Genomic DNA, 20,809 nt, shown 5'->3' on the forward strand with positions numbered 1-20,809 from the left:
GATGGAATGAACGGGAAAACTCAGATGAACAACTGGATCGCCGGCAACGCGCGGGCGGCGTCGAGCAGGTCGATGCGCTTCTCGCGGATGGACCAGCCCCTGGACGCGCGCACGAGGTGGTGGCGTGCGGTCCCGGCCAGCAGGACCTGGCTTTCGCCGCGCGCCTCGATGTAGATGAAGGGTGTGCGCAACCGCACTTCGCCGGCCGACTCGTGCTCGATGCGCGAAGGCTGCAGCACATGCTGGCTGTGGCTCGCCGGGTGCTGCGAATGCGCGCGCGGATTCTTGAGGCGATCGACCCGCAGCTGCAGCAGCAACCGGTCTTCGTAAGCCAGCGAGTTGTGCGAGAACGGATCGGCCTGCGCCGCACCGAGCAGCGGCACCCAGTAGTGGCCGTCTTCAGCGAACAGCGCCAGCCAGTCGTCGAGGCGGCGCTCGTCGAGCAGGGCTGCCTCGTGGGCGGCGAAGTCGCGCGGGTCGCCGTTCATGCCGCGGCCTCCATGCCCGCCGCCATCGATTTCGCCCAGGCGCGGAACTGGTTGCGCATGAGCAGCTCGTTGGTTCCGTTGGTGGTGATCGTCTCTTGCGCGAGTTCGGCCGGATCGTAGTTGCGGTGCAGGCTCACCCATTCGTTGCCACCGGCGCGAAGGCCCTGCTGGATGCTCTCGAACAGGTGCACGTCGTCGTGCGCGACCACCGACATCGGCGAGAACACCAACCGGTTGTAGCTCATCACGCGCTCGAACAGCAGCGCGGGCGCACCCGTCGCGCGAAAGCTCCAGGCCTCGATGAGCGTACGGTTCGCGGCCAGCGGCCGGATCACCCGAATGGCCTGCGGCGAGCCCTTGACCGACAGGCTCGGATAGAAGACCGAGTTCTGCGGCGAGCGCTGCAGGATCTCGGCCGCGCGCTCTTCGCCGTGCGCGGCGCGCATCGCGGCCTCGTACTCGGGCAGCTGCGCGTAGTTGGAATGGATGCTGAAGTTCACGCCCAGCACGCTGTGCCCGTTGGCGAACACACGGCCGCCCATCTTGTCGAAGAATTCATAGCCCGAACCGAAGGGCAGCATCTGCTCCATCGCCATCGGCTTGGGATCGGTGGGCGCACGGCCCTCCCACAGCGCTTCGGCCGCCTTGGTGGCCGATTCGTGCGTCGACATCGGATGCACCGTGTCGTTGATGTTCTCGAGGTACATCTTCCAGTTGCAGTGGACGATGTTGCGCAGCACGCCGCCACCGACGGTGAGCTTGCCCTCGGGCGAGCGGTCGACCATGTTGTCGATGGCGCCCAGCACCTCGCCGAAGTAGTCCTCGAAGGAAGGACCCGAATCGGACAGCCGCACGAACACGAAGTCGCGGTACACCTTCACGTGCTTGACCACCGAGAGCCCCTGCCCCGACTCGCAGGCCTTGAGCTGCGTGCCCTCGTACCCGTTCTTCAGCGGCAGGCCGAGCGGCGCGCCGTCGAGCTTGTAGGTCCAGGCGTGGTACGGACAGCGAAAGAAGCGGCCGGTGTTGCCGCACTCGTCCGTCACCAGCTGCGTGCCCTTGTGGGCGCAGCGGTTGTACATCACGTGCACCGCGCCATCGGGCTGCCGCACCATCAGGAGCGGCCGGCCGGCGACGTCCTGCGTCACGAAGTCGCCGGGCTCCGACACCTGGCTCGCATGGCCGAGGTAGACCCAGGTGTTCGCGAACAGATGTTCCTGTTCGAGCGCGAAGATCTCATCGCTCAAGTACAGGTCGCGGTGCACGCGGTCATCCTGCACCAATGCGGCGATGCGTTCGGGATGATGGCGGTAGCTGGTCATCGGCGTGCTCGGGCTGTCTTCAGGGCACCAGCTTCCACTGGCCCTTGTTCATCTGCACGATCACCACCCCGCGCTGGTCGGAGCCGTAGCGGTCGTCGGGCTTGAAGGTGTAGATGCCGTGCGTGCCCACCAGCTCGCGGGTAGCCACGATGGCGTCGCGCAGCGCGGTGCGGTATTGCGGGGTGCCCGGTTCGCCCTTAGTGCGCGAAGCGGCATCAGCCAGCAGCAGGTAGGCGTCGTAGGTGTACGACGAGAAAGCATCGGTCGGCACCGCGCCGTTCACCTTCTGGTAGGCGTTGCGAAAGCCCATCGACACCTTCTTGATCGGGTTGCTGTCGGGCAGCTGATCGGCCACCAGCACGGGACCGCTGGGCACTTGAAGCCCTTCGATCGAGTTGCCGCCCACGCGCACGAAGTCGGCATTGATGAGCCCGTGGGTGCCGTAGATCTTGCCCTTGTAGCCGCGCTCGGCCAGCGCGATGTAGGGCAGCGCGCCGGGCGTGCCCGAGTTGCCCGCGAATACCGCGTCGGGCCGGGTGGCGACGATCTTCAGCACCTGCCCGGCCACCGACGAATCGCTGCGCGCATAGCGCTCGTTCGCCACCACCTTGATGCCGGCCTTTTCGGCGCTCTTCATCAGCGAGTCATAGGCCAGGTCGCCCAGCGCGTCGGAAAAGCCGATGAAGGCCACCGTCTTCACGCCCGATTTCTGCATGCGGTCGACCACGCCCGCGACCATGAGCTGAAACGGCTGCGACACCGTCACGGTCCACGCGCCTTCGGGGCCGGGGATGGTGACCGGCGTCGGCGAGATCAGCGGCGTATTGAGCTCGCGCGCCACCGAGGCAATGGCCATCGCCCCGGGCACGCCCGAGGTACCGATGAGCACGTCGACCTTGTCCTCCACCACCAGCTTGCGCGCATTGCGCCCGGCCGTGGTGGGGTCGGAAGCATCGTCGAGCACGATCAGCTGGACCTTGCGCCCACCGATCTCGGGATGTTCCGCAATCGCCGCGCGAATGCCCTTTTCATATGGCACGCCCAGTGCGGCCACGGGGCCCGAGAGCGAGCTGATGAAGCCGATCTTGAGATCGGCCGCCATGGCCTGTGCGGCCGCCAGCGCGACGGCCGTGGCGCCGAGGATGCGAGTGAGTTTTTTCATTTCAGGGAACCAGCTTCCACTGGCCCTTTTCAAGCTTCACGACCACGCGCGAACGCTCGTCCGACCCATAGCGATCGTTCGGCTTGAAGTTGTAGACGCTGTGCGTTCCCACCAGCTCGCGGGTAGCCACGATGGCGTCGCGGAGAGCGAGGCGGAACTGCGGCGTGCCGGGCTCGGCCTTGGTGGCGAGCGCGCGCTGCGCCGCGTCGAGGTACAGCAGCCAGGCATCGAAGCTGTAGGCCGAGAAGGCATCGGTCGGCGGCGCGCCGTTGGCCTTCTGGTAGGCGGCGCGGAAGTCCATGGACACCTTGCGGATCGGGTTCTCGCTCGGCAGCTGCTCGGCCACGATCACCGGGCCGGTGGGTGCGAGCAGGCCTTCGACCGAAGCACCGCCCACGCGCACGAAATCGGGGTTGATCAGCGCATGCATGCCGTAGATCTGGCCCTTGTAGCCGCGCTCCGCGAGCGCCAGGTAAGGCAGCGCGCCGGGCGTGCCCGAGGTGCCGGTGATCACCGCGTCGGGGCGCAACGCGACGATCTTCAGCACCTGCCCCGTCACGGACGAATCGGCGCGCGCATAGCGCTCGTTCGACACGATCTTGATGCCGGCCGGCTCCGCGCTCTTCTGCAGCGCGTCGTACACCAGGTCACCCCAGGCGTCGGAGAAGCCGATATAGCCGACCGTCTTCACGCCCGACTTCTTCATGCGCTCGACCACCGCGCTCACCATCAATGGCGCAGGCTGCGGCAACGTGACCATCCATGCGCCCTCCTCGCCCGGCAGGTTGGCGTTGGCGATCGAGATCAGCGGCGTCTTGGTTTCGCGCGCCACGCCGGCAATGGCCAGCGCACCGGGCGAGCCTGCGGTGCCAATGATGACGTCGACCTTGTCCTCGTCGATCATCTTGCGGGCGTTGCGCGCGGCCGTGGACGGGTCGGACGCATCGTCGAGCTGCACCAGCTGGATCTTGCGGCCGCCCACCTCCGACTTGTAGGCGAGCGCCGCCTTCATGCCCTTCTCATAGGGGATGCCGAGCGACGACACCGGCCCCGACAGCGAGGTGATGAAACCGACCTTGAGATCGGCCGCCCACGCACCCGCGGCGCTCAGGGCGCCGAGGCCCATGGCAATGCCCGCGAGGGCACGGAATCGGTTCAGGACTTTCATGGCGATGCTCCAGAAGTGTTGGATGAACGAGAAGAACGCTGAAAAAACTAGAGGGCGAGACTGCCGACACTGGTGCCGCCGCAGACGTAGAGAACCTGCCCGGTGATGAAGCTGCTGTCCGGGTCGGCAAAGAAGCGCACGGCGCGTGCCACGTCGGCCGATTCGCCAAGGCGCTTGACGGGCACGGAGGCCGCGAGCGAGCGCTCCTTCTCGCTGCCTGCCTCGACCACGTCGTAGAACATGTCGGTGCGAATCGGACCGGGCGCCACCACGTTCACCGTGATGCCGTCCGCGGCGAGTTCGAGCGCCCAGGTGCGCGCCATGCCCAGCATGCCGGCCTTGGTGGCGGAATAGCTGGTGCGCGTGGCAAGGCCCAGCGCCGCGCGCGACGACAGCAGCACCACGCGGCCGAAGCGCTGTGCGCGCATCGCAGGCAAAGCGCCTTGCACCAGCTGGATCGCGCAGCCCAAGTGCAGGTCGACCAGCGCGTCGAGATCATCGAGCTTCACTTCGGGCAGCAGCGCGGCGCGGATCACGCCCGCGTTGTGGACGATGGTGGTCGGCGCAAAGCGGTCGACCAGTTCGCGCACCGCCTCGCCGGTCGCTGCCCGGTCGCTCAGGTCGACCTCGATGCTGTGCAGCTTCGGATGGTCGATCTCGGCCTTGCGGCGTGCGAGCGAGATCACTTCGTAGCCCTGCGCGAGCAGGTCTTCGCAGATCGCCTTGCCGATGCCGGCGCTGCCGCCGGTGACGGCTGCGACCTTGAGCGCCGCGCTCATGCGGAAGCCCCGACCAGGGCCAGCACACGCAGCGGACTGCCGCTGCCCTTCTCGATCTTCAGCGGCGGGCAGATCAGCACCGCGCCGGAAGGCGGCAGCAGGTCGAGGTTGCTCAGGCACTGCAACCCGTACCGCCCTGCACCATGCATGTAGTAGTGGCACGGATACGGCGGCCGCAGGTGGTAGCCCTGCCCCGCATCGGTGCCGATGGCTTCCGAGCCGAAGCCCAGCACGTCGCGCTGCTCCACCAGGAAGCGCACGGCCTCGGTGCTCGGGCCGGGCGTGTGCTGGCCGGTCTCGTCGAAATTCTGGTACGCCTCGGGGTCGCTGCGCTTGGACCAGTCGGTGCGCATCAGCACCCACGCGCCTTTGGGGATGCGGCCATGCGCCGCTTCGTAGCGCTCGATGTCGGCCACGCTCAGCAGGTAGTCATCGTTTGCCTGCACGTCGGCCGAGCAGTCGATCACGCAGGCCGGCGCCACGAAATGCTGCACGGGAATCGTGTCGACCGAGTTGTTCGGCAGGTCGCGGCCCGAGATCCAGTGGATCGGTGCATCGAAGTGCGTGCCCGTGTGCTCGCCGCAGGAAAAATTGTTCCAGTACCAGCCCGGGCCGCGCTCGTCGTACTTCGACACTTCCTCGATGCGGAAGGGCCAGCACTGGCCCATCTCGGGCGGCAGGGCGATCTGCGGGAACTCGGGCGTGAGTGTCTGCGTGAGGTCGATCACGCGGATGCGGCCGCTCGCCATCGCGGTCACCAGGCCGCCGAGAATTTCGGCGGCGGACATCGGTTCGGTGGTTGTCGTCATCGTGTGCTCCTGTCTCAGCCGCCGGCCGCCAACTCGCGCTCCAGAACCTTGGGGTTCTCGCGCCAGCGCTCCAGCCATTCCTGCGCCACGTCGCCCGGATAGACGTCTTCCACGCCATCGCGCAGCGCCTTCACCATGGCATTGGCGAGCGCGGTTGGCGCCAGCTTGGGCGGCGGCGTGTGCTGGTTCCACTCGTCGTCGATAGGCCCCGGGAACACGTTGATCACGCGGATACCGGCGGGCCGCATCTCGGCGCGCAGGCACTGCGCGAGCGAATGCGCCGCCGCCTTCGAGGCGCTGAAGGTGCCGTGCGGCGGAAAGTTGCTGAGCGCGTAGATCGACAGCAGGTTGACCCAGGCCGTGGCGCCCGTCGCGCCATCGGCCGAGCGGCCCTTGAGCGCGGGGCCGAACTCCTGTGCCAGGCGAAGCAGGCCGAAGTAGTTGATGTCCATCTCGGCCTTGGCCACGTCGGTGCCACGGCGCGCGCCGATGCCGAAGGTGCGGTGCACCTCGGCGTTGTTGATCACGATATCGACCTTGCCGCCGATCGAGCCCGCGAGCTCTGTCACCTGACGGCCGTTGGTCAGGTCGAGTGGCACCAGCGTCACCTGCGGCAGTGCCGAGATGTCGTCCAGGCCGCCGCCCATCTTCTTCCAGTGCTCGGCATGGCCGACCCAGACGATGTCGGCGCCGGCCTTGACCAGCGCGCGCACGATGGCCTGGCCCACCTCGGTCTTGCCGTCGGTCACCAGCGCCTTGCGGAACTTGGGGTCGCTGGTCATTTCACGGAGCATCTTGTCGTCGGCCATATGGGCACTCCCTTCGTTCGGAAAACCAATGAGGACGGCCTGGCCCGCGCGGTCGAGCCGGGCGCCGACGCGCACGCGCGTGGGCGCATCGCCGACCTCGCCATGCAGATGGACCATGAGCGTGGGCCCGGCATCCAGATGCACCAGGCCCAGCCGCCAGGGCAGCCGCTCGCGGAAGAACAGGTCGTTGCTGTGATGCAGCGTGGTGCTGCCGAGCAGCTCGCCCTCGCCGCTCTGCTGGCGCCAGCGCAAGGCGGCGGAGAGGCACTTGTGGCAGACCTCGCGCGGCGGGTACTGCACGGTGCCGCAGTTGTTGCAGGTCTGAAGTTCGAAGCGGCCTTCGGCAGCGGCGGCCGTGAGGCCAAGCGCCACGCGGCCGCGCGCGCCGGGTGGCAGGTTCATCTGCCGGGTGCGCAGCACCGGGTTCTTGCGCGGGGGGCGCATCAGAGGCATCGTCATGCCGGTCTCCCCAAGATGACGGCGCCCGTACACAGGCAACGGTCGTAATTGACCATGCCGAAACCGGCGACAAGGCCCAGCTGCGCATCGGGCACGGCGCGTTGTCCGGCCTGGCCGGTCAGCTGGCGGATCGCCTCGACCATGCCGAGGAAGCCGCCGGCCGCGCCGGCCTGCCCCGCCGAGAGCTGTCCACCGCCCGTGTTGTTCGGAAAGCTGCCATCGAAGGTCATGGTGTGCGACTGCACGAAGGCCGAGCCCTCGCCCTTCTCACAGAAGCCCAGGTCTTCGAATTGCATCATCACGATCACCGGGTAGTCGTCGTAGGTTTGCACGAAGTCGAGCGCGGCGGGCTGTACGCCGGCCTGCGCGTACAGGTCGTCGCGGTCCTTGCGCCAACCGCCCTGCACCATCACCGGGTCGTCGGCATAGGCGTTGTGGCGCTCGATGGCACCGCGGATCACGACGTGCGCCAGGCCCAGGTCGCGCGCACGCTCCTCGCTCATCACGAGGAAGGCGTCGGCGCCCGCGCAGGGCATCACGCAGTCGAACAGGTGGATCGGGTCGGAGATCGGCCGCGCGGCCATGTATTCCTCGAGCGTCAGCGCCTTCTTGAACATCGCATCCGGGTTGCCCAGCGCGTTGGTGCGCTGATCCACGCAGATGCGGCCGAAGTCCTCGCGTTTCGCGCCGTAGGTGCGCATGTAATTGGCAGTGATGAAGGCGAAGATCGAGTTCGGCCCACCGGATCCGTAGGGATAACTCGCATCGCGCGCAAAGTTGCTGAAGCTGCCGAGCGTCTGGCGAAAAGAGTCGACATGGTTGGTGTCGGCGCCCACGCAGGCCACGATGTCGGCATCGCCCGCCTGCACCGCCCGCGCGGCGCGGCGCAGGCACATCACGCCCGAGGCGCCGCCGGTGGGCACGTGGTCGAGCCAGCGCGGCGACAGGCCCAGGTGCTGCGTGACGCCTACGGCCGTGTCGGGAGCGAGCGAGAAACTGCTGAGACAGAGGCCGTCGATCTGCTCCTTGGCCACGCCGCTGGCATCGACCAGCGCCTCGATGGCCTGCCCGATGAACCAGTGCGCGGTGCGCGTGGAGTAGCGCACATAGGGCACGGTGACCGGCACGGCCACCGCGACGCCTTCGTAGGAGAGTCGTCGTCTTGTCATGCCTGCCTCTTTTTCATCGAACGGGTGTCGATGCAGTGGCTCTGCCCCGGCAGGGACAGGGCCAATTCGCGCAACCGACCGCGCTGGATTTTTTGCGAGGACGTGAGCGGCAGCGCATCGACGAAAGCCACGTAGCCCGGCGCCTTGTAATAGGCCAGTTGCGACAGTGCGTGCTCGACGATGCTGGCGGCGAGGGCTGCCCGCTGCGATGCGTTCGTGCCTTCGCGCATCACGATGCAAGCCAGCACCTCGTCGCCGCGCACCGCATCGGGTGTGGCAGCCACGGCCGAGGTTTTCACGGCGGGATGCTGGTTGAGCACGCTTTCGACCTCGACGGCCGAGATGTTCTCGCCGCTGCGGCGGATCACGTTCTTCTTGCGATCGACGAAGAAGAAGTTGCCTTCGGCATCGCGGCGCACCAGGTCACCGGTGTGGAACCAGCCGTCGGCCCAGGCCTCGCGCGTGGCTTCCTCGTCCTTCAGATAGCCGGAGAAGAAGTAGCGCCTCGGATCGTCGCCAGCCGAGCGCACGAGCAGTTCGCCCGGTGCGTCGATGCCAACGTCGTTGCCATCCTCGCCCACGAGGCGGATCTGAACAAAATCTTCCTGCCGCCCGAAGCAGCTCGTGCCCACGAGGCGCGGTTCGCGGTTGGCCATGATGCAGGCGGCCGCACCGGTCTCGGTCATGGCCCAGGCCTCGACCAGCGGGAAGCCGAAGCGCTCTTCGAACGGCGCGTGGTTCTTGCGGTCCACACCGGCGCCGAAGCCCCAGCGGATCGCGTGGTCGCGGTCGGCCCCCGACGCGGGCGCCGAAAGCAGCATCGCCGGCATCACGCCGAGGTAGTGCGCGATGGTCGCTCCGCTCTCACGCGCGCTTGCCAGCCAGGTCTTCGGATGGAAGCGGTCGAGCTGCACCAGGCAGCCGCCCGCGACCAGCACCACCATGGTGGAGAAGGCCATTGCGTTCATGTGGTTGAGCGGCAGTGGCGTGATGACGCGCTCGGTATCGCGGCGGATGCTGCACACGCCGTCGAGCGCGGCATACCACTCGCCGGCGCGCAGGAAGTAGGCATTTCCGAGGATGCAGCCCTTGGGGCGTCCGGTGGTGCCGGAGGTGTAAAGCAGGCCGCATTCGGTGTCGGCGCCGATGGGCTCATGAGCGCGCGGCGCGGTGGTCCTTGCGCTCGGCACCGCGTCGTCAGGCCCCATCGTCTCGAAGGCCACGCCGGCCTGTGCGGCCGCGGCGCGCAGGTCGGCACTGCGCTCGGGCAGCGTCACGGCCAGGCCGATCTCGCTGTGGCCGATCAGGTAGACCAGTTCGGCCGAGCGCATCTCTGCATTGATCGGCACCACGCTCACGCCCAGGGCATTGAGTGCGAACCAGTGGAACAGGAAGGCCGGCCGGTTCTCGAGCAGCAGGCCGACGCGGTGGCCGTGCCCATAGCCGGCCTGCGCATAGGCCGCGCGCAGCCGCTCGACCTCGGCCGCAGCCTCGCCCCAGCGAACGGCGCCAGCCGCGATGCCGTAGGCCACCGCGGTCACCGATTCGGTGAACAAAAACTCGGCCGCTGGCGTGCGCGCCGCAGTGGCCGTGAAGACTTGATGTACGGTGGCCTGGACGGTGGAGTCTTGCATCGCGTCCCTAGATGAAGAGCTGCACGGCCGGCAGGGCAGCGTCGCAGTTGAGCAGGTTGACGCGCTTGAGCGTCATGCGCAGCGCGCCGCCATGCACCGTGAGGTGATGGAAAAAGGTGCCGACATAGAACTGCAGTTCGTCGCCCTGCGATTCTGTGTAGTGGAATTCGGTGCGCACCACATAACGGTTGCTCCCGGCGTCGAACTGCTCGACCACCGGCACCTGCAGCAGGTGATGGCAGCGGCTCGCCGGCTGCTGGGAGAAGGCACGCGGACTCTTGAGGCGCTCGATGCGCAGGTCGCGCAGCAGCTTGTCCTCGTAGAGATGCGAGGTGTGGTTGATGCCGTCTTCCTGGTCGGGCACGAGCGGCACCCAGTAGAAGGCGTCGTCGGTGAAGAGCGCGTTCCACTCCTCGTAGCGGCGTGTGTCGAGCAGGCGCGCCTCGTTCACGACGAAGTCGATCAGGTCCTGGCGGGTGACTTCGGTGCCGGCCATCACATCGTCTCCGTCATGCGCTGGACCCAGCTGCGGTACTGGTTGCGCATCGGCAGCTCGTTGGTGCCGCCGGTCGTGATCTCGCCGCCCTTCAGCTCCGACGGGTCGTAGTCGCGGTGCAGGCTCACCCACTCGTTGCCGCTCGCGTGCAGGCCGGCCTGCATGCCGCGATACGCCTGCAGGTCGTCATGCCCCACCACCGAAAACGGCGAGTTGATGAGCCGGTTGTACATGGTGGTGCGCTGCAGCAGTTCGGGCGGCGCGCCCTTGAGGCGGAAGGTCCAGCTCTCGATCAGCGTCTTGTCGGCCGAGATCGGCTTCACCACGCGGATCGCCTGGATCGCGCCCTTGATCGTGAGGTTCGGGTAGTACACCGTGTTGTGCCGCGCCATGCCAAGGATCTGCGCGGTCTTTTCCTCGCCGTAGCGCGCCTTCATGGCGTCGTCGTACGCGGGGATCGCCTTGTACTTGCTGTGGATGCTGAAGTGCACGCCCGTGAAGCTGTGACCGTGGTCGTAGGTGCGAATGCCCATGTCCTCGAAGAACTTGTAGTCGGACATGAAAGGCACGAACTGCTCCACCGCCATGGGCTTGGGCTCGTCCTCGGGCTTGTCGGCCCACATGCGCTTGGCGGTGCCGGCCGACGATTCGTGCGCCACCATCGGGTGCATGGTGTCGTTGAGGTTCTCCACGAACATCTTCCAATTGCACTGGTGCATGAAACGGAGACACCCGCCCGCAATTTCGAGTTCGCCTTCGGGCGAACGGTCGGCCATGTTGTCGATGGAGCTCAGCGAATCTCCGAAGTATTCGTCGAAGTCGGGCCCCGCGTCATTGATCTTCACGAAGATGAAGCCGCGGTAGCTGCGCACATGCTTCAGCGTGACGAGCCCCTTGGCCGATTCGCATTCGTGCAGCGCGGTGTTCTCGTAGCCGGTCTTGAGCGGAATCGCGAGCAGCGAGCCGTCGGTCTTGAAGGTCCAGGCGTGGTAGGGACAGCGAAAGAACTTGCCTGTGTTGCCGCAGGGCGCGCTCACCAGCCGCGAGCCCTTGTGGGCACAGCGGTTCATCATGGCGCGCACGCTGCCGTCGGTGTGGCGCACCACGATCAGCGGGCGGCCGGCAATCTCGTTGCTGATCCAGTCGCCCGACTTCGGCAGTTGGCTCTCGTGGCCCACGTAGTTCCAGGTGTTGGCGAAGAAGTGCTCTTGCTCGAGCTCGAACAGCTGCTGGCTGATGTACAGATCGCGATGAACGCGGTCGTTCTGTACCAGCGCGCGGACGGCTTCGGGGTTGTTTCGGTACGAGGTCATGGTGCTCGTGGCTCCTTGCTTCAGATGTCGAGCACCAGGCGTGCGCCCTTCGCGCGCGAGATGCAGATCTGCATGACGTTGCCCTCCGCCTTCTCTCGTGCGGTCAGCACGTAGTCGCGGTGGTCGATCTCGCCTTCGAGCACGGGCGTGGCGCACACGCCGCACTCGCCGCGCTTGCAGTCGAACATCGGGTCGCAGCCGTTGTCGATCAGGCAATCGAGGATGCTCTGGTCGGCCGCGACAGTGAAGCACTGGCCCGATTGCGCCAGTTCCACCTCGAAGGGCTGGTCGCCCTCTTCCGCGACGGGTTCGGTAAAGAGTTCGAAGTGCACGCGATCGTGTTCCCAGCCGCGCGCCTGGGTGCGGGCAAGCACGGCGTCGAGCATGACCTTGGGGCCGCAAACATAGAGGCGGTCGCCGGCGGGCACGCCGTCGAGCAGCGCGTCGATGTCGAGCGGCGCACCGGCCTCCGCATCCGCGTGCACGCGCAGGTCGCCGTCCAGCAATGCCTGCAGCTCGGGCAGGAAGGCCATCAGGTCGCGGCTTCGGCCGGCGTAGTGCATGCGCACGGGTGCACCTTCCGCGCGGCGCCGCGCCGCCATGCTCGCGAGCGGTGTGACCCCGATGCCGCCCGCGACGAGCACCGAGCCGCCGGGGCCCGTGTGCAGCGGGAAGTCGTTTTTCGGCGCCTGGATGGTGAGCATGTCGCCCTGTTTCAGCTGCTCGTGCATGAAGCGCGAGCCGCCGCGGCCTTCGGCTTCCTTGCGCACGGCGATCACGTATTCGGCCGGCGCGTTGGTGGCGTTGCGCTCGGTCGCAAAGTTGACGAGCGAGTAGTGGCGCCAGTCGGTCTTTCCGCCCGGCAGCGACACCTGCACGCGGATGTGGGCCCCGGCCGCGAAGCCGGGCAATGCGCGGCCGTCTTCGGCGCGCAGCCGCAGCATGCGGATCAGCGGATTCAGTTCGCGCACCTCGGCGATGCGCAGGTGAAGGGTGGCGGGTTGGGCGGTCATCTGTGCCTCTTCGTCAGGCCAGCGCGTGCAGCGTCAACGCAGCCTGCAACTTGTGGCCGTGCTCGTCGGCCAGCGCGGCGTCGCGCAATTCGCGCAAGGTGGCGGGTGCGAGCGCCGTGCCCGCACGCTCGACAGCGCGCATCACGGTGTCGTAGTTGCGGATGCCGCGCTCGTGCGTGTCGCTGTAGCCCTTGACGAGGCGCTGGCACTGCGCGAGTTCGACTGCAAGCTCGGGGTTGCGCTTCGCGGTGTCGGCAATGCGCTGCAGCCATTCCTCGATGCGGCGGTTTTCCTCCGCATAGCGCATCGTCGATCGGCGCCAGCCCTTGCATGCCGCCACGGTGCGCAGCATCAGGTAGCCGTGCAGCGAACTGGTCTGGATCACGCGGCCATGCTGCGTAAAACGTTCGACGAGCTTCTTCGGCAGCGTGGAATTCATCAGCCAGCGGCCGATGCCGCCCGGCAGCGTCTCGCAGATTTCCTGCAGGCGCGGGTGCATGTACTCGTTGATGGCAAGCACCTGGCCCGGTTGCACCCGGGCTTCGCCGCGCACGCGCTCGAAGCGGGTGGCGCGGGTCTTGAGCGCAGCGACGCGGGCGGTGTCTTCGTAGGACATCCACAGTGCAAGGTGGCGCGCGGTTTCGCGCAGCAGGCGGTGATCGTCGCTGCCGGGCAACGCGGCAACGGCGGCCATGCGGTCGAGGTACAGGCCCGCATAGGCCGGATCCTGGTAGTCGATGAGGCGACGCACGCCTTCGAGCAGGAAGTCCTGTGCTGCGGCGGGAAACTCGCTCTGCACACGCTGGACCAGCGCGCGCACGGCCGGATGGCGCGGCTGAGGCGCCGGCGTGGCAATAACCGCTTCCGGCGGCGTCTCGCCATCGTCGCCGCCCTGGGCGCGCGCAAACGCCGCACCGAAGGCCTTGAGGCTGGGCTTGACGCCCACGCCGCCGCGCTCCACGGTTGCCTCGAACTGCGCGCGGCTGAACGGCAGCACGCCCGAGCCCGCCAGCGCGCCGAAGAGCACCGCACTGATCACGCTGCCCGATGCTTCGGCCGCCTGTGCCATGTCGAAACGGATGAAGCGCTTGGCCGCCTTGGCCGTGTGCGCGAGCAGTTGCGCGCTGTCGACGCGCCCGTCACCCAGCGCGCTCTTCTCCGCGATGGAGAACACGCGGTGCGTCGATGCGATGAGCGTGGTGCGGTCGGCCGTGACCAGTCCGCGCTGCACGGCGCGGCCGGCTTCCATGAGTTCCGATGCGAGCACCACATCGACATCGCCCGGCAACGGCATCAACGCCAGCACCGGCGAGCCGCCATCCGTTTCGGCCTGCGCAGTCGGATAGAGCTCGACGTAGTAGATGGTGGCGCCGGTGCGCTGCGCCACGCCCGGCACCGACGTGGTCTGGGCGACGTAGCCGTTGGCCTCGCCCATGTCGACGATCCAGTCGGCCAGCACGCCGCCGCCCTCTCCGCCCATGGCGAGGATCGCGATCTTGATAGGTTGTGGCTTGTTCATCGTTCAGAACGCATAGGCTTCGCGGCGGCGTGCTTCGCCGCGTTGCAGCCAGCCGATGACGGCGGCGCGCACGCGGTCGCGCAGGCGATCCCAGCGGCTCGGGTTGCTGACGATCTGCGCCTTGTAGAACGAGGGGCACAGCACCGCGGCATGCGAGACCTCGCCGCACACGCCGCAGCCCACGCAGCTGTCCAGCACTGTGGCGACCGGGTCGGTGCGCAGCGGATCGGGGTTGGGTTTGATCGAGAGCGAGGGGCAGCCCGAGAGGCGGATGCACGAGTGGTCGCCGGTGCAGGTGTCAGAATCGACGCCGAACTTTTCGCGCACCATGCGCTTGCCGTCGGCAATCGCCTTGCGCACCAGCGGCTTCTCGCGGCGCTGCCTGTTGAGCATGCATTCCGACTGCGCGATCAGGACCTTGGGGCCTTTCTTCGTCGTGGTGAGCGCGTCCTTCAGCGCATCGCGCATGCCCGCGACGTCGTAGGTGCGGCGCAGGGTCTTCACCCACTCCACGCCCACGCCGCGCACCGCGCGCTCGATCTCGTGGCCGGTGCTGCGTGTCTTGTTGACGGCATTCGACGAAAGGATGTCCTGCCCACCCGTGGCCGAGGTGTAGTTGTTGTCGACGACGATGGTGAGGTTGTCGCTCTTGTTGAAGACCGCGTTGGCCACGCCGCTGGTGAGGCCGTTGTGCCAGAAGCCGCCGTCGCCCATCACCGAGATCGCGCGCTTGCCGGCCGTCGCATTCAGCGCCGAGGCACCGGCACCGCCGAGACCGTAGCCCATGGTGGTGTTGCCGATGTTGAAGGGCGGCAGGATGGAGAACAGGTGGCAGCCGATGTCGGCGCTCACGTGGTGCGCGCCGAGTTCGCGCTCGACCAGCTTCATGGCGCTGAAGATGGGGCGCTCGGGGCACCCGGTGCAGAACCCCGGCGGACGCGCATGCACCACTTCGCCGAGCGACGTGGATGGCAGCGCGGGCTCGGGCGCGCCGTCGACGCCGATGGCGGCCACTTCCTTGAGCGGGATCACCTTGCGCTGCGCGATGGGCGTTGGCAGCGGCGCCAGGCGCTCATAGCGCTCGCAGAAGGTGCGCGCGCCCTTCAGCAGTTCCGACGCGGTGTACTCGCCAGCCACCGGCAGCATGTCCTTGCCGTGCAGCGCGGTGGCCGAACCGGCCTGGCGCAGGATGGTCGCGAGGTTCTGCTCGACGAAGTTGGGCTGCCCTTCTTCCACGATCAGCACCGCGCGCTTGCCTTCGCAGAAGCGGATCACCTCGCTCTCGATGACGGGGTAAGCCACGTTCATCACGTAGAGCGGCACCTTGGTGTTGCCATACACATCGGCCAGATCGAGCCGCTCCAGCGCGCGCAGCAGCGTGTTGTAGCTGCCGCCCTGCACGATGATCCCGATGTCGTCGGCGTCTTCCGAGAAGAACTCGTTGAGCTTGCGCTCCTCGATGAAGCGCACCGCGGCGGGCCAGCGGTCTTTCACCTTTTCCTGCTCGTGCACGAAGCTCGCGGGCGGCAGCACGATGCGGCCGACGTCGCGCTGCGGGTTCTCGAGCGCGTCTTTCAGTGTGAACTTGGCGCGCTTGTTGTCGCCGGCGATGAAGTGGCCGTGCACGTGGCAGGCACGGATGCGCAGCTGCAACATCACGGGCGTATTGCTGGCCTCGGACAGATCGAAGCCTTGCTTCACCGCGTCGACGATGCTCGGCAGGTTGGGGCGCGGATCGAGCAGCCAGATCTGCGACTTCATCGCGAAGGCATGGCTGCGCTCCTGCATGATCGACGAGCCCTCGCCGTAGTCCTCGCCCACGATGATCAGCGCACCGCCGGTCACGCCGCCCGAGGCGAGGTTGGCCAGTGCATCGGACGCCACGTTGGTGCCCACGGTGGCCTTGAAGGTGACGGCGCCGCGCAGCGGGTAATTGACCGATGCGGCCAGCGTGGCGGCCGCGGTGGCTTCGCTCGCACTGTTCTCGAAGCGAATGCCCTGCTCTGCAAGGATGTCCTGCGCATCGGCCAGCACATCCATCAGATGCGAGATGGGTGCGCCCTGGTAGCCGGCGACATAGGAAACCCCCGATTCAAGCAGGGCCTTGGTGACCGCCAGAATGCCTTCACCGCGAAATACCTCGCCACCGGAAAGCCGCAGCTTCTTGACTTCTTCGACGAACGAACGCTCAGCCATGTGGGTCCTTGTTCTCTCTCGTGGGACGATGCGCGCAAGCTGCTGCACCGTGGTTTCTATAATGTTGACAAATGAATGTATCCACAATCATGAATTACCCTAGACATGCAAGCAGCGTGCCCGCGGCTGGTGTGAGGCGCGTGGCCATGAGGTGCCTTCATGGCTGAGCAGCCGCCCGAAACGCATCGCTTCGTCGATGACTACCTGCCCGCACTGCTGGCGCAGGCCAGCCAGCTGATCTCCTCGGAGTTCCACGAGGTGGCGCGGCAGCAGGGTTTCTCTGTGTCGGAGTGGCGCGTGATGGCGTCGCTCGCCGGCAGCGAGCCGATCAGCATCGGGCAGCTCGCGCAGGTGACCGTGACCAAGCAGCCGACCGTGACCCGCCTGCTGGACCGCATGGAAGCACGCGGACAGGTCGAGCGGCTGCCCCATGAGAGTGATCGCCGCATCACGCTGGTGCGCATCACGCGCAAGGGGCTGAAGGCGGTGGAGCACCTGATGGAACTGGCGCGCGACCACGAGCGGCGCGTGCTCGAACCCTTTGGCCTCAGGCGCGCCGAAGAGCTGAAGCAGACCTTGCGGCAGATGATCGACCTGCACGTGCATGTGCCGGTGGAGGAGCCGGAGGAAGACTAAGGCACCAGCACCGCGCGGCCGCGGTGGCCGCGCTGCGCGATCCATTCGAGCGCCATGGCGGCATCACCGAGCGCGAAGCTCCGCACATCGAGGTGCAGGCGGCCATCGGCCAATCGCGCGAGCAACTCCGGCGCTGCGGCGCGGCCAGCGGCTTCGCGCCTGAACATGTTGAGCGGCAGCAGCGCCACGTCGCGCTGCAGAAAATGCGCGATGTCGAGCTGCAGCGAGGGCCCCGCGGTGTAGCCGATCAGCACGACGCGCCCACCCGGACGCACAGAAGGCAAGACCGCCGAGAGAACGCTTCCCCCGACGGTGTCGATCAACAGGTCCGCACTCGCGATTGCCGGGGCGTCGGCCTCCGGATCGACCGCCGCCACGGTGCAGCCAAGCTCGCGCGCCATTTGCACGGCGAGCGAGCCCACGGCGCCGCTCGCGCCTGTCACCAGCACCTGCTCTCCGGCCTGCAGCCTGGCGACCTCATGCAGTGCCACCCACGCCGACGTGGTGGGCGAGAAGAATGCGGCACCGAGCGTCATGGGCAAAGCGTCGGGCAAGAGGCCGAGCGCTTCATCGGGTGCATCGATCTGCTCGCACCAGGTGCCGTCGAACAACGTGCCCAGGCCGCTGCCACGCAGCCACACGCGCTCCCCGGCAGCATGGCGGCCGCTCGCGACGACGATGCCTGCGGCTTCCACACCCGGCGTGTAGGGCAGCGGCGGATGGCGCAGGAAACTGCCGCGCCACACGGTGCGGTCGATGTGGCCGACGGTGGCGGCCTGCATGCGAACGATGGTGCGGCCCGGACGTTGCACCGGGTCGGGCACTTCTTCGAGCACGGGCACCGCATCGAAGCCGTGGATGCGGATGGCTTTCATGGCAGCGTCGAGAGAAAGTCGAGCACCGTCTGCACGAAGGCTTCGGGCATCTGGTCGGGCAAGGGGACCATGCCGCCTTCGATGTCGACGATGCGCGCATTTGGCAGATGGTGCTGCAGCTCCTCGGCGTGCGGTGCAGCGAACGGATCGCCGGTGGCGCGGATGATGAGCGCGGGCTGCGTCACGCGGCCGATGCGATCCTCCATGCGGTAGGACGCGACCGCGCGGTGGCCCTCTTCCACGCGATGGCCGACCTTCAACGCATCGAGCACGAAGGCCTCGAGCAGATCGGGGCGGCCCGGCGGATAGAAGCCCTGGCGCTTTTGCCAGAGTGCGGCCAGATGGCTTCCGTCTTCACTTGGCGCGACCTCGTCGATGGGCGGCCGCTGAGCCCTGGCAAAGCGAAAGGCTTCGCCGGTGTACGGCGTGGACGACAACACGAGGCCGCGCACGCGATCAGGAAAAGCCGCAGCCAATTCAATCGCCACGACGCCGCCGGTGTGATGGCCCACCACATCGGCCCGCCGGATGTCCAGCGCATCGAGTAGCTCGCATGCCACGCGTGCCCATTGCGCGATGCTCGCCGGCATGCCGCCGTCCGACGAATCGCCGAAGCCCGCGGTGTCCATGGCAGTGGCCCGGTACCGCGCGCCGAGCAGCGGCAGCACCCCGCGGTACTCGGCCCAGCTGCGCGGCGACTGATGCAGCAGCAGCACGGCCGGCGCGCCCACATCGCCGCACGCCGCGTAGTGCACCTGCCCCACCGACAGGTCGGCAAAGGCGCGGCGGATCGTCATGAGCGTGTCTCGTCGGCCGGCGCGCGCCACAGCCCGGCGTGCCGCAGCTCGCCGAGCGTGCGCGACAGCACGTCGCGCCGGTAGGCTGCGATGTCGCGGCCTTGGTAGTCGTAGAAGCCGCTGCCGGTCTTCAGGCCGAGCCGCCCTTCCTCGACCATGCGATCGACGATGGCCGGCGCGGTGTAGCGCCCCTTGTCGATCGAGGCCGACATCTCGCGGCTCGCGTGGTGCAGGATGTCGCAGCCGCCGAAGTCGATGAACTCGACCACGCCGAGCGCGGCAAAGCGCAGGCCGAGGCCGTAGCGTGTGGCCTTGTCGATTTCCTCAGCGGTGGCGGCGCCCTCCTCGATCATGCGGGCCGCCTCGTTCATCACCAGCGCCTGCAGCCGCGGCACGATGTAGCCCGGCGATGCACCGCAGACCACGGGCAGCTTGCCGATGGCTTCCATCAACGCCTTGGTGCGCGCGAGCACGGCGGCGTCGGTGCCCGGATGGCAGCTGAGCTCGACCACCGGAATCACGTAGGCCGGGTTGAGCCAATGCATGTTGAGAAAGCGCTCCGGCAGTCGCACCAGCGCCGCGAGCTGCGTCACGAGGATGCTGCTGGTGGTCGAGGTCAGGATGGCGTCGTCGCGGCAATGGCGGTTGAGCTGCTCGAAGGCCTCGCGCTTGGCCTCCATGGTCTCGGGCACGCCTTCGAACACCAGCTCGGCGGCGGCCAGCGCTTGCGGCGCCGACGCGGCATTGACCAAGTCCACCCGTTGCGCGATGCGCTGGATCTGCGCCGCGTCTATCACGCCGAGCTGCGCCAGGCTCGCGAGACTGGCTTCGATCTCGGACTTGGCTTCGTCCTGCAGGCGTTCCCAGGCTTCGTCGCTGCGCTGGCGCAGGTCGACAAGGGAAATGCGGTGGCCGGCATAGGCGAACGCGATCGCGATGCCGCGCCCCATGCGGCCGGCACCGACGGCGGCGAAGCGAGGCAGCGGCTCATTCGCCATCGTGCAGCCTTTGCTTGAGCTGCGCCGCGCTCAACGCGGCAAGGCCCAGGCTTTCGAAGGTGCGCGGGCCGTAGCGCAGGTCGCGGCCGAGAAAGCCGCCCACGATGGCGAGCAGGCCGTGCGCGATGGGTGCATCCACCCCGGCATGGCGCGCGGCCGAGGCCAGGAACGCGAGCCCGAGTTCGGTGTCTTCGGTGATGTAGCGGTGCGTGTGCAGGTCGATGTTCTCGCGCCAGTCGCCCGACTTGACGAGCTGCTTGTGCGCATCGCCGTACATCCACCGGTCGTTGTTGTAGTGGTCGGCCAGCGGATAGTGCGGCGCGCCCTGCCCGAAGGCGTCGCGCACCGCGATGCGCTCGCGGTCGAGCCGGTCGGTCACGTCGCGCACGGCCCGCTGGGTGCCTTCGTTGTGGATATCCCAGCGCTCGAAGTGCTGCAGCGGTGCGGCGTTCATCACCATCAGCGGCGGGTGGATGACGGGGCCGGCGTTCATGAGCGCGCCGGAGAGCGCATCGCCGCAGGCATGCACGGCCGGGTAGGCCCTGCGGATCACCTCGATGGCCTCGGCCTCCTTGCGGGCCGGGTACACGCCGGTGGGCAGGCGAATGGCGCGGATCGTGACGTTCACTTCGCGCTCGCCATGCTTGCGCGCGAGGTACGGCAAGGTGCCGGTCTCGGCCCAGGCCACGTCGGCGAGGTTGCCGGCCTGCCTCACCGTTCTTGCCATCACGTAGCTGCCGAAGGTGCCCGGCGGCAGGAAGACGACCTGGCCGTCGGCCAGGTGCGGCGCCATGGCGAGAGCGATGTCGTGCTGGGCGATGGCGGGCGTGGGAACGACGATGAGTTCTGCACCCTCGAGCGCCGCGGCAATGTCGGCGGTGGCGAGCGCGAGCGGCACCTCGCGCGCGCCATCGGCATCCTTCAGCGTGATGGCGCCGGCTTGCACGACCGGCGCGAGCGCGGCCGCGTCGCGGCGCCACAGGCGCACCTCGTGGCCGGCTTCGGACAGGTCGGCGGCCGCCGCATAGGCGCCGTGGCCACCCCCAAGAATCGCAATTTTCATGTTCGAGATTTGAAAAGCAGATGTCGATGAACCGGCGGCCGCGGTGCGGACCGGGGAAGCAATGCGCCATTACATTACTTTTCATCGATTCATGTGTCAATCAA

Annotated in this window: 19 protein-coding genes; 1 reads left to right on the forward strand and 18 read right to left on the reverse strand. The window is 67.5% G+C overall.

Features of this window, described 5'->3' with window-relative positions; all coding sequences use genetic code 11:
* Window positions 1-20 precede the first annotated feature (20 nt).
* From ACAM55_RS17465 to ACAM55_RS17530, 14 genes are read right to left on the reverse strand one after another with little or no spacing between them, the layout of a single operon-like run.
* Window positions 21-488 carry an aromatic-ring-hydroxylating dioxygenase subunit beta gene (locus ACAM55_RS17465; RefSeq protein WP_369652754.1) on the reverse strand — a complete coding sequence of 156 codons (468 nt, stop codon included), beginning with the start codon at window positions 486-488 and terminating at the stop codon, window positions 21-23.
* The gene (locus ACAM55_RS17470) at window positions 485-1,810 is read right to left on the reverse strand and encodes an aromatic ring-hydroxylating dioxygenase subunit alpha (RefSeq protein WP_369652755.1); all 1,326 of its coding nucleotides are present in this window, start codon (window positions 1,808-1,810) and stop codon (window positions 485-487) included. Before ACAM55_RS17470 ends, ACAM55_RS17465 begins: the two co-directional genes overlap by 4 nt.
* Window positions 1,811-1,829: 19 nt before the next feature.
* Window positions 1,830-2,972, reverse strand: a complete 1,143-nt coding sequence (locus ACAM55_RS17475) for an ABC transporter substrate-binding protein (protein WP_369652756.1) — start codon at window positions 2,970-2,972, stop codon at window positions 1,830-1,832.
* Window position 2,973: 1 nt separating this feature from the next.
* Window positions 2,974-4,140, reverse strand: coding sequence for an ABC transporter substrate-binding protein (locus ACAM55_RS17480; protein WP_369652757.1), 1,167 nt, complete (start codon window positions 4,138-4,140; stop codon window positions 2,974-2,976).
* A gap of 47 nt (window positions 4,141-4,187) precedes the next feature.
* Entirely contained in the window at window positions 4,188-4,919 is a 732-nt protein-coding gene (locus ACAM55_RS17485; protein WP_369652758.1) for an SDR family oxidoreductase, read from the reverse strand.
* Window positions 4,916-5,728, reverse strand: a complete 813-nt coding sequence (locus tag ACAM55_RS17490) for a cyclase family protein (protein WP_369652759.1) — start codon at window positions 5,726-5,728, stop codon at window positions 4,916-4,918. Before ACAM55_RS17490 ends, ACAM55_RS17485 begins: the two co-directional genes overlap by 4 nt.
* Before the next feature lie 14 nt (window positions 5,729-5,742).
* Window positions 5,743-6,996 carry an SDR family NAD(P)-dependent oxidoreductase gene (locus tag ACAM55_RS17495; RefSeq protein WP_369652760.1) on the reverse strand — a complete coding sequence of 418 codons (1,254 nt, stop codon included), beginning with the start codon at window positions 6,994-6,996 and terminating at the stop codon, window positions 5,743-5,745.
* A complete protein-coding gene (locus tag ACAM55_RS17500; RefSeq protein WP_369652761.1) occupies window positions 6,993-8,165 on the reverse strand; it encodes a thiolase family protein in 1,173 nt (390 codons plus the stop codon). The genes ACAM55_RS17495 and ACAM55_RS17500 overlap by 4 nt, the downstream gene beginning before the upstream one ends.
* Complete coding sequence (locus ACAM55_RS17505) at window positions 8,162-9,799, reverse strand: AMP-binding protein (RefSeq protein WP_369652762.1); 1,638 nt, start codon at window positions 9,797-9,799, stop codon at window positions 8,162-8,164. The genes ACAM55_RS17500 and ACAM55_RS17505 overlap by 4 nt, the downstream gene beginning before the upstream one ends.
* 7 nt (window positions 9,800-9,806) lie before the next feature.
* The gene (locus tag ACAM55_RS17510) at window positions 9,807-10,295 is read right to left on the reverse strand and encodes an aromatic-ring-hydroxylating dioxygenase subunit beta (protein ID WP_369652763.1); all 489 of its coding nucleotides are present in this window, start codon (window positions 10,293-10,295) and stop codon (window positions 9,807-9,809) included.
* Complete coding sequence (locus ACAM55_RS17515; RefSeq protein WP_369652764.1) at window positions 10,295-11,608, reverse strand: aromatic ring-hydroxylating dioxygenase subunit alpha; 1,314 nt, start codon at window positions 11,606-11,608, stop codon at window positions 10,295-10,297. The genes ACAM55_RS17510 and ACAM55_RS17515 overlap by 1 nt, the downstream gene beginning before the upstream one ends.
* Window positions 11,609-11,628: 20 nt before the next feature.
* Entirely contained in the window at window positions 11,629-12,621 is a 993-nt protein-coding gene (locus ACAM55_RS17520) for a 2Fe-2S iron-sulfur cluster-binding protein (RefSeq protein WP_369652765.1), read from the reverse strand.
* Between the two features lie 13 nt (window positions 12,622-12,634).
* Entirely contained in the window at window positions 12,635-14,140 is a 1,506-nt protein-coding gene (locus ACAM55_RS17525; protein WP_369652766.1) for an indolepyruvate oxidoreductase subunit beta family protein, read from the reverse strand.
* Window positions 14,141-14,143: 3 nt separating this feature from the next.
* Window positions 14,144-16,336 (reverse strand): thiamine pyrophosphate-dependent enzyme, encoded by a 2,193-nt coding sequence (locus tag ACAM55_RS17530; protein ID WP_369652767.1) that lies wholly within the window; start codon window positions 16,334-16,336, stop codon window positions 14,144-14,146.
* Between the two features lie 159 nt (window positions 16,337-16,495).
* Between ACAM55_RS17530 and ACAM55_RS17535 the strand changes: the two genes are divergently transcribed.
* A complete protein-coding gene (locus ACAM55_RS17535; RefSeq protein ID WP_126749203.1) occupies window positions 16,496-16,972 on the forward strand; it encodes a MarR family winged helix-turn-helix transcriptional regulator in 477 nt (158 codons plus the stop codon).
* On the opposite strand, the gene ACAM55_RS17540 is transcribed toward ACAM55_RS17535, so the two are convergent.
* From ACAM55_RS17540 to ACAM55_RS17555, 4 genes are read right to left on the reverse strand one after another with little or no spacing between them, the layout of a single operon-like run.
* A complete protein-coding gene (locus ACAM55_RS17540) occupies window positions 16,969-17,847 on the reverse strand; it encodes a zinc-binding alcohol dehydrogenase family protein (protein ID WP_369652768.1) in 879 nt (292 codons plus the stop codon). The two genes, ACAM55_RS17535 and ACAM55_RS17540, sit on opposite strands and share 4 nt — an antisense overlap.
* Complete coding sequence (locus ACAM55_RS17545; protein WP_369652769.1) at window positions 17,844-18,644, reverse strand: alpha/beta fold hydrolase; 801 nt, start codon at window positions 18,642-18,644, stop codon at window positions 17,844-17,846. Before ACAM55_RS17545 ends, ACAM55_RS17540 begins: the two co-directional genes overlap by 4 nt.
* Window positions 18,641-19,642 carry a 3-hydroxybutyryl-CoA dehydrogenase gene (locus tag ACAM55_RS17550; RefSeq protein ID WP_369652770.1) on the reverse strand — a complete coding sequence of 334 codons (1,002 nt, stop codon included), beginning with the start codon at window positions 19,640-19,642 and terminating at the stop codon, window positions 18,641-18,643. Before ACAM55_RS17550 ends, ACAM55_RS17545 begins: the two co-directional genes overlap by 4 nt.
* Entirely contained in the window at window positions 19,632-20,705 is a 1,074-nt protein-coding gene (locus tag ACAM55_RS17555; RefSeq protein ID WP_369652771.1) for an NAD/NADP octopine/nopaline dehydrogenase family protein, read from the reverse strand. Before ACAM55_RS17555 ends, ACAM55_RS17550 begins: the two co-directional genes overlap by 11 nt.
* Between the last annotated feature and the right edge of the window lie 104 nt (window positions 20,706-20,809).

This window comes from Variovorax sp. V213 (genome assembly GCF_041154455.1).
Lineage (GTDB): Bacteria > Pseudomonadota > Gammaproteobacteria > Burkholderiales > Burkholderiaceae_C > Variovorax.

Coding starts and splice junctions, on each gene's coding strand:
- ACAM55_RS17535 (WP_126749203.1), top strand. CDS start 16,496: ATGGCTGAGCAGCCGCCCGAAACGCATCGCTTCGTCGATGACTACCTG.
- ACAM55_RS17480 (WP_369652757.1), bottom strand. CDS start 4,140: ATGAAAGTCCTGAACCGATTCCGTGCCCTCGCGGGCATTGCCATGGGC.
- ACAM55_RS17475 (WP_369652756.1), bottom strand. CDS start 2,972: ATGAAAAAACTCACTCGCATCCTCGGCGCCACGGCCGTCGCGCTGGCG.
- ACAM55_RS17515 (WP_369652764.1), bottom strand. CDS start 11,608: ATGACCTCGTACCGAAACAACCCCGAAGCCGTCCGCGCGCTGGTACAG.
- ACAM55_RS17510 (WP_369652763.1), bottom strand. CDS start 10,295: ATGGCCGGCACCGAAGTCACCCGCCAGGACCTGATCGACTTCGTCGTG.
- ACAM55_RS17545 (WP_369652769.1), bottom strand. CDS start 18,644: ATGACGATCCGCCGCGCCTTTGCCGACCTGTCGGTGGGGCAGGTGCAC.
- ACAM55_RS17530 (WP_369652767.1), bottom strand. CDS start 16,336: ATGGCTGAGCGTTCGTTCGTCGAAGAAGTCAAGAAGCTGCGGCTTTCC.
- ACAM55_RS17495 (WP_369652760.1), bottom strand. CDS start 6,996: ATGACGATGCCTCTGATGCGCCCCCCGCGCAAGAACCCGGTGCTGCGC.
- ACAM55_RS17520 (WP_369652765.1), bottom strand. CDS start 12,621: ATGACCGCCCAACCCGCCACCCTTCACCTGCGCATCGCCGAGGTGCGC.
- ACAM55_RS17540 (WP_369652768.1), bottom strand. CDS start 17,847: ATGAAAGCCATCCGCATCCACGGCTTCGATGCGGTGCCCGTGCTCGAA.
- ACAM55_RS17470 (WP_369652755.1), bottom strand. CDS start 1,810: ATGACCAGCTACCGCCATCATCCCGAACGCATCGCCGCATTGGTGCAG.
- ACAM55_RS17465 (WP_369652754.1), bottom strand. CDS start 488: ATGAACGGCGACCCGCGCGACTTCGCCGCCCACGAGGCAGCCCTGCTC.
- ACAM55_RS17500 (WP_369652761.1), bottom strand. CDS start 8,165: ATGACAAGACGACGACTCTCCTACGAAGGCGTCGCGGTGGCCGTGCCG.
- ACAM55_RS17505 (WP_369652762.1), bottom strand. CDS start 9,799: ATGCAAGACTCCACCGTCCAGGCCACCGTACATCAAGTCTTCACGGCC.
- ACAM55_RS17485 (WP_369652758.1), bottom strand. CDS start 4,919: ATGAGCGCGGCGCTCAAGGTCGCAGCCGTCACCGGCGGCAGCGCCGGC.
- ACAM55_RS17555 (WP_369652771.1), bottom strand. CDS start 20,705: ATGAAAATTGCGATTCTTGGGGGTGGCCACGGCGCCTATGCGGCGGCC.
- ACAM55_RS17550 (WP_369652770.1), bottom strand. CDS start 19,642: ATGGCGAATGAGCCGCTGCCTCGCTTCGCCGCCGTCGGTGCCGGCCGC.
- ACAM55_RS17490 (WP_369652759.1), bottom strand. CDS start 5,728: ATGACGACAACCACCGAACCGATGTCCGCCGCCGAAATTCTCGGCGGC.
- ACAM55_RS17525 (WP_369652766.1), bottom strand. CDS start 14,140: ATGAACAAGCCACAACCTATCAAGATCGCGATCCTCGCCATGGGCGGA.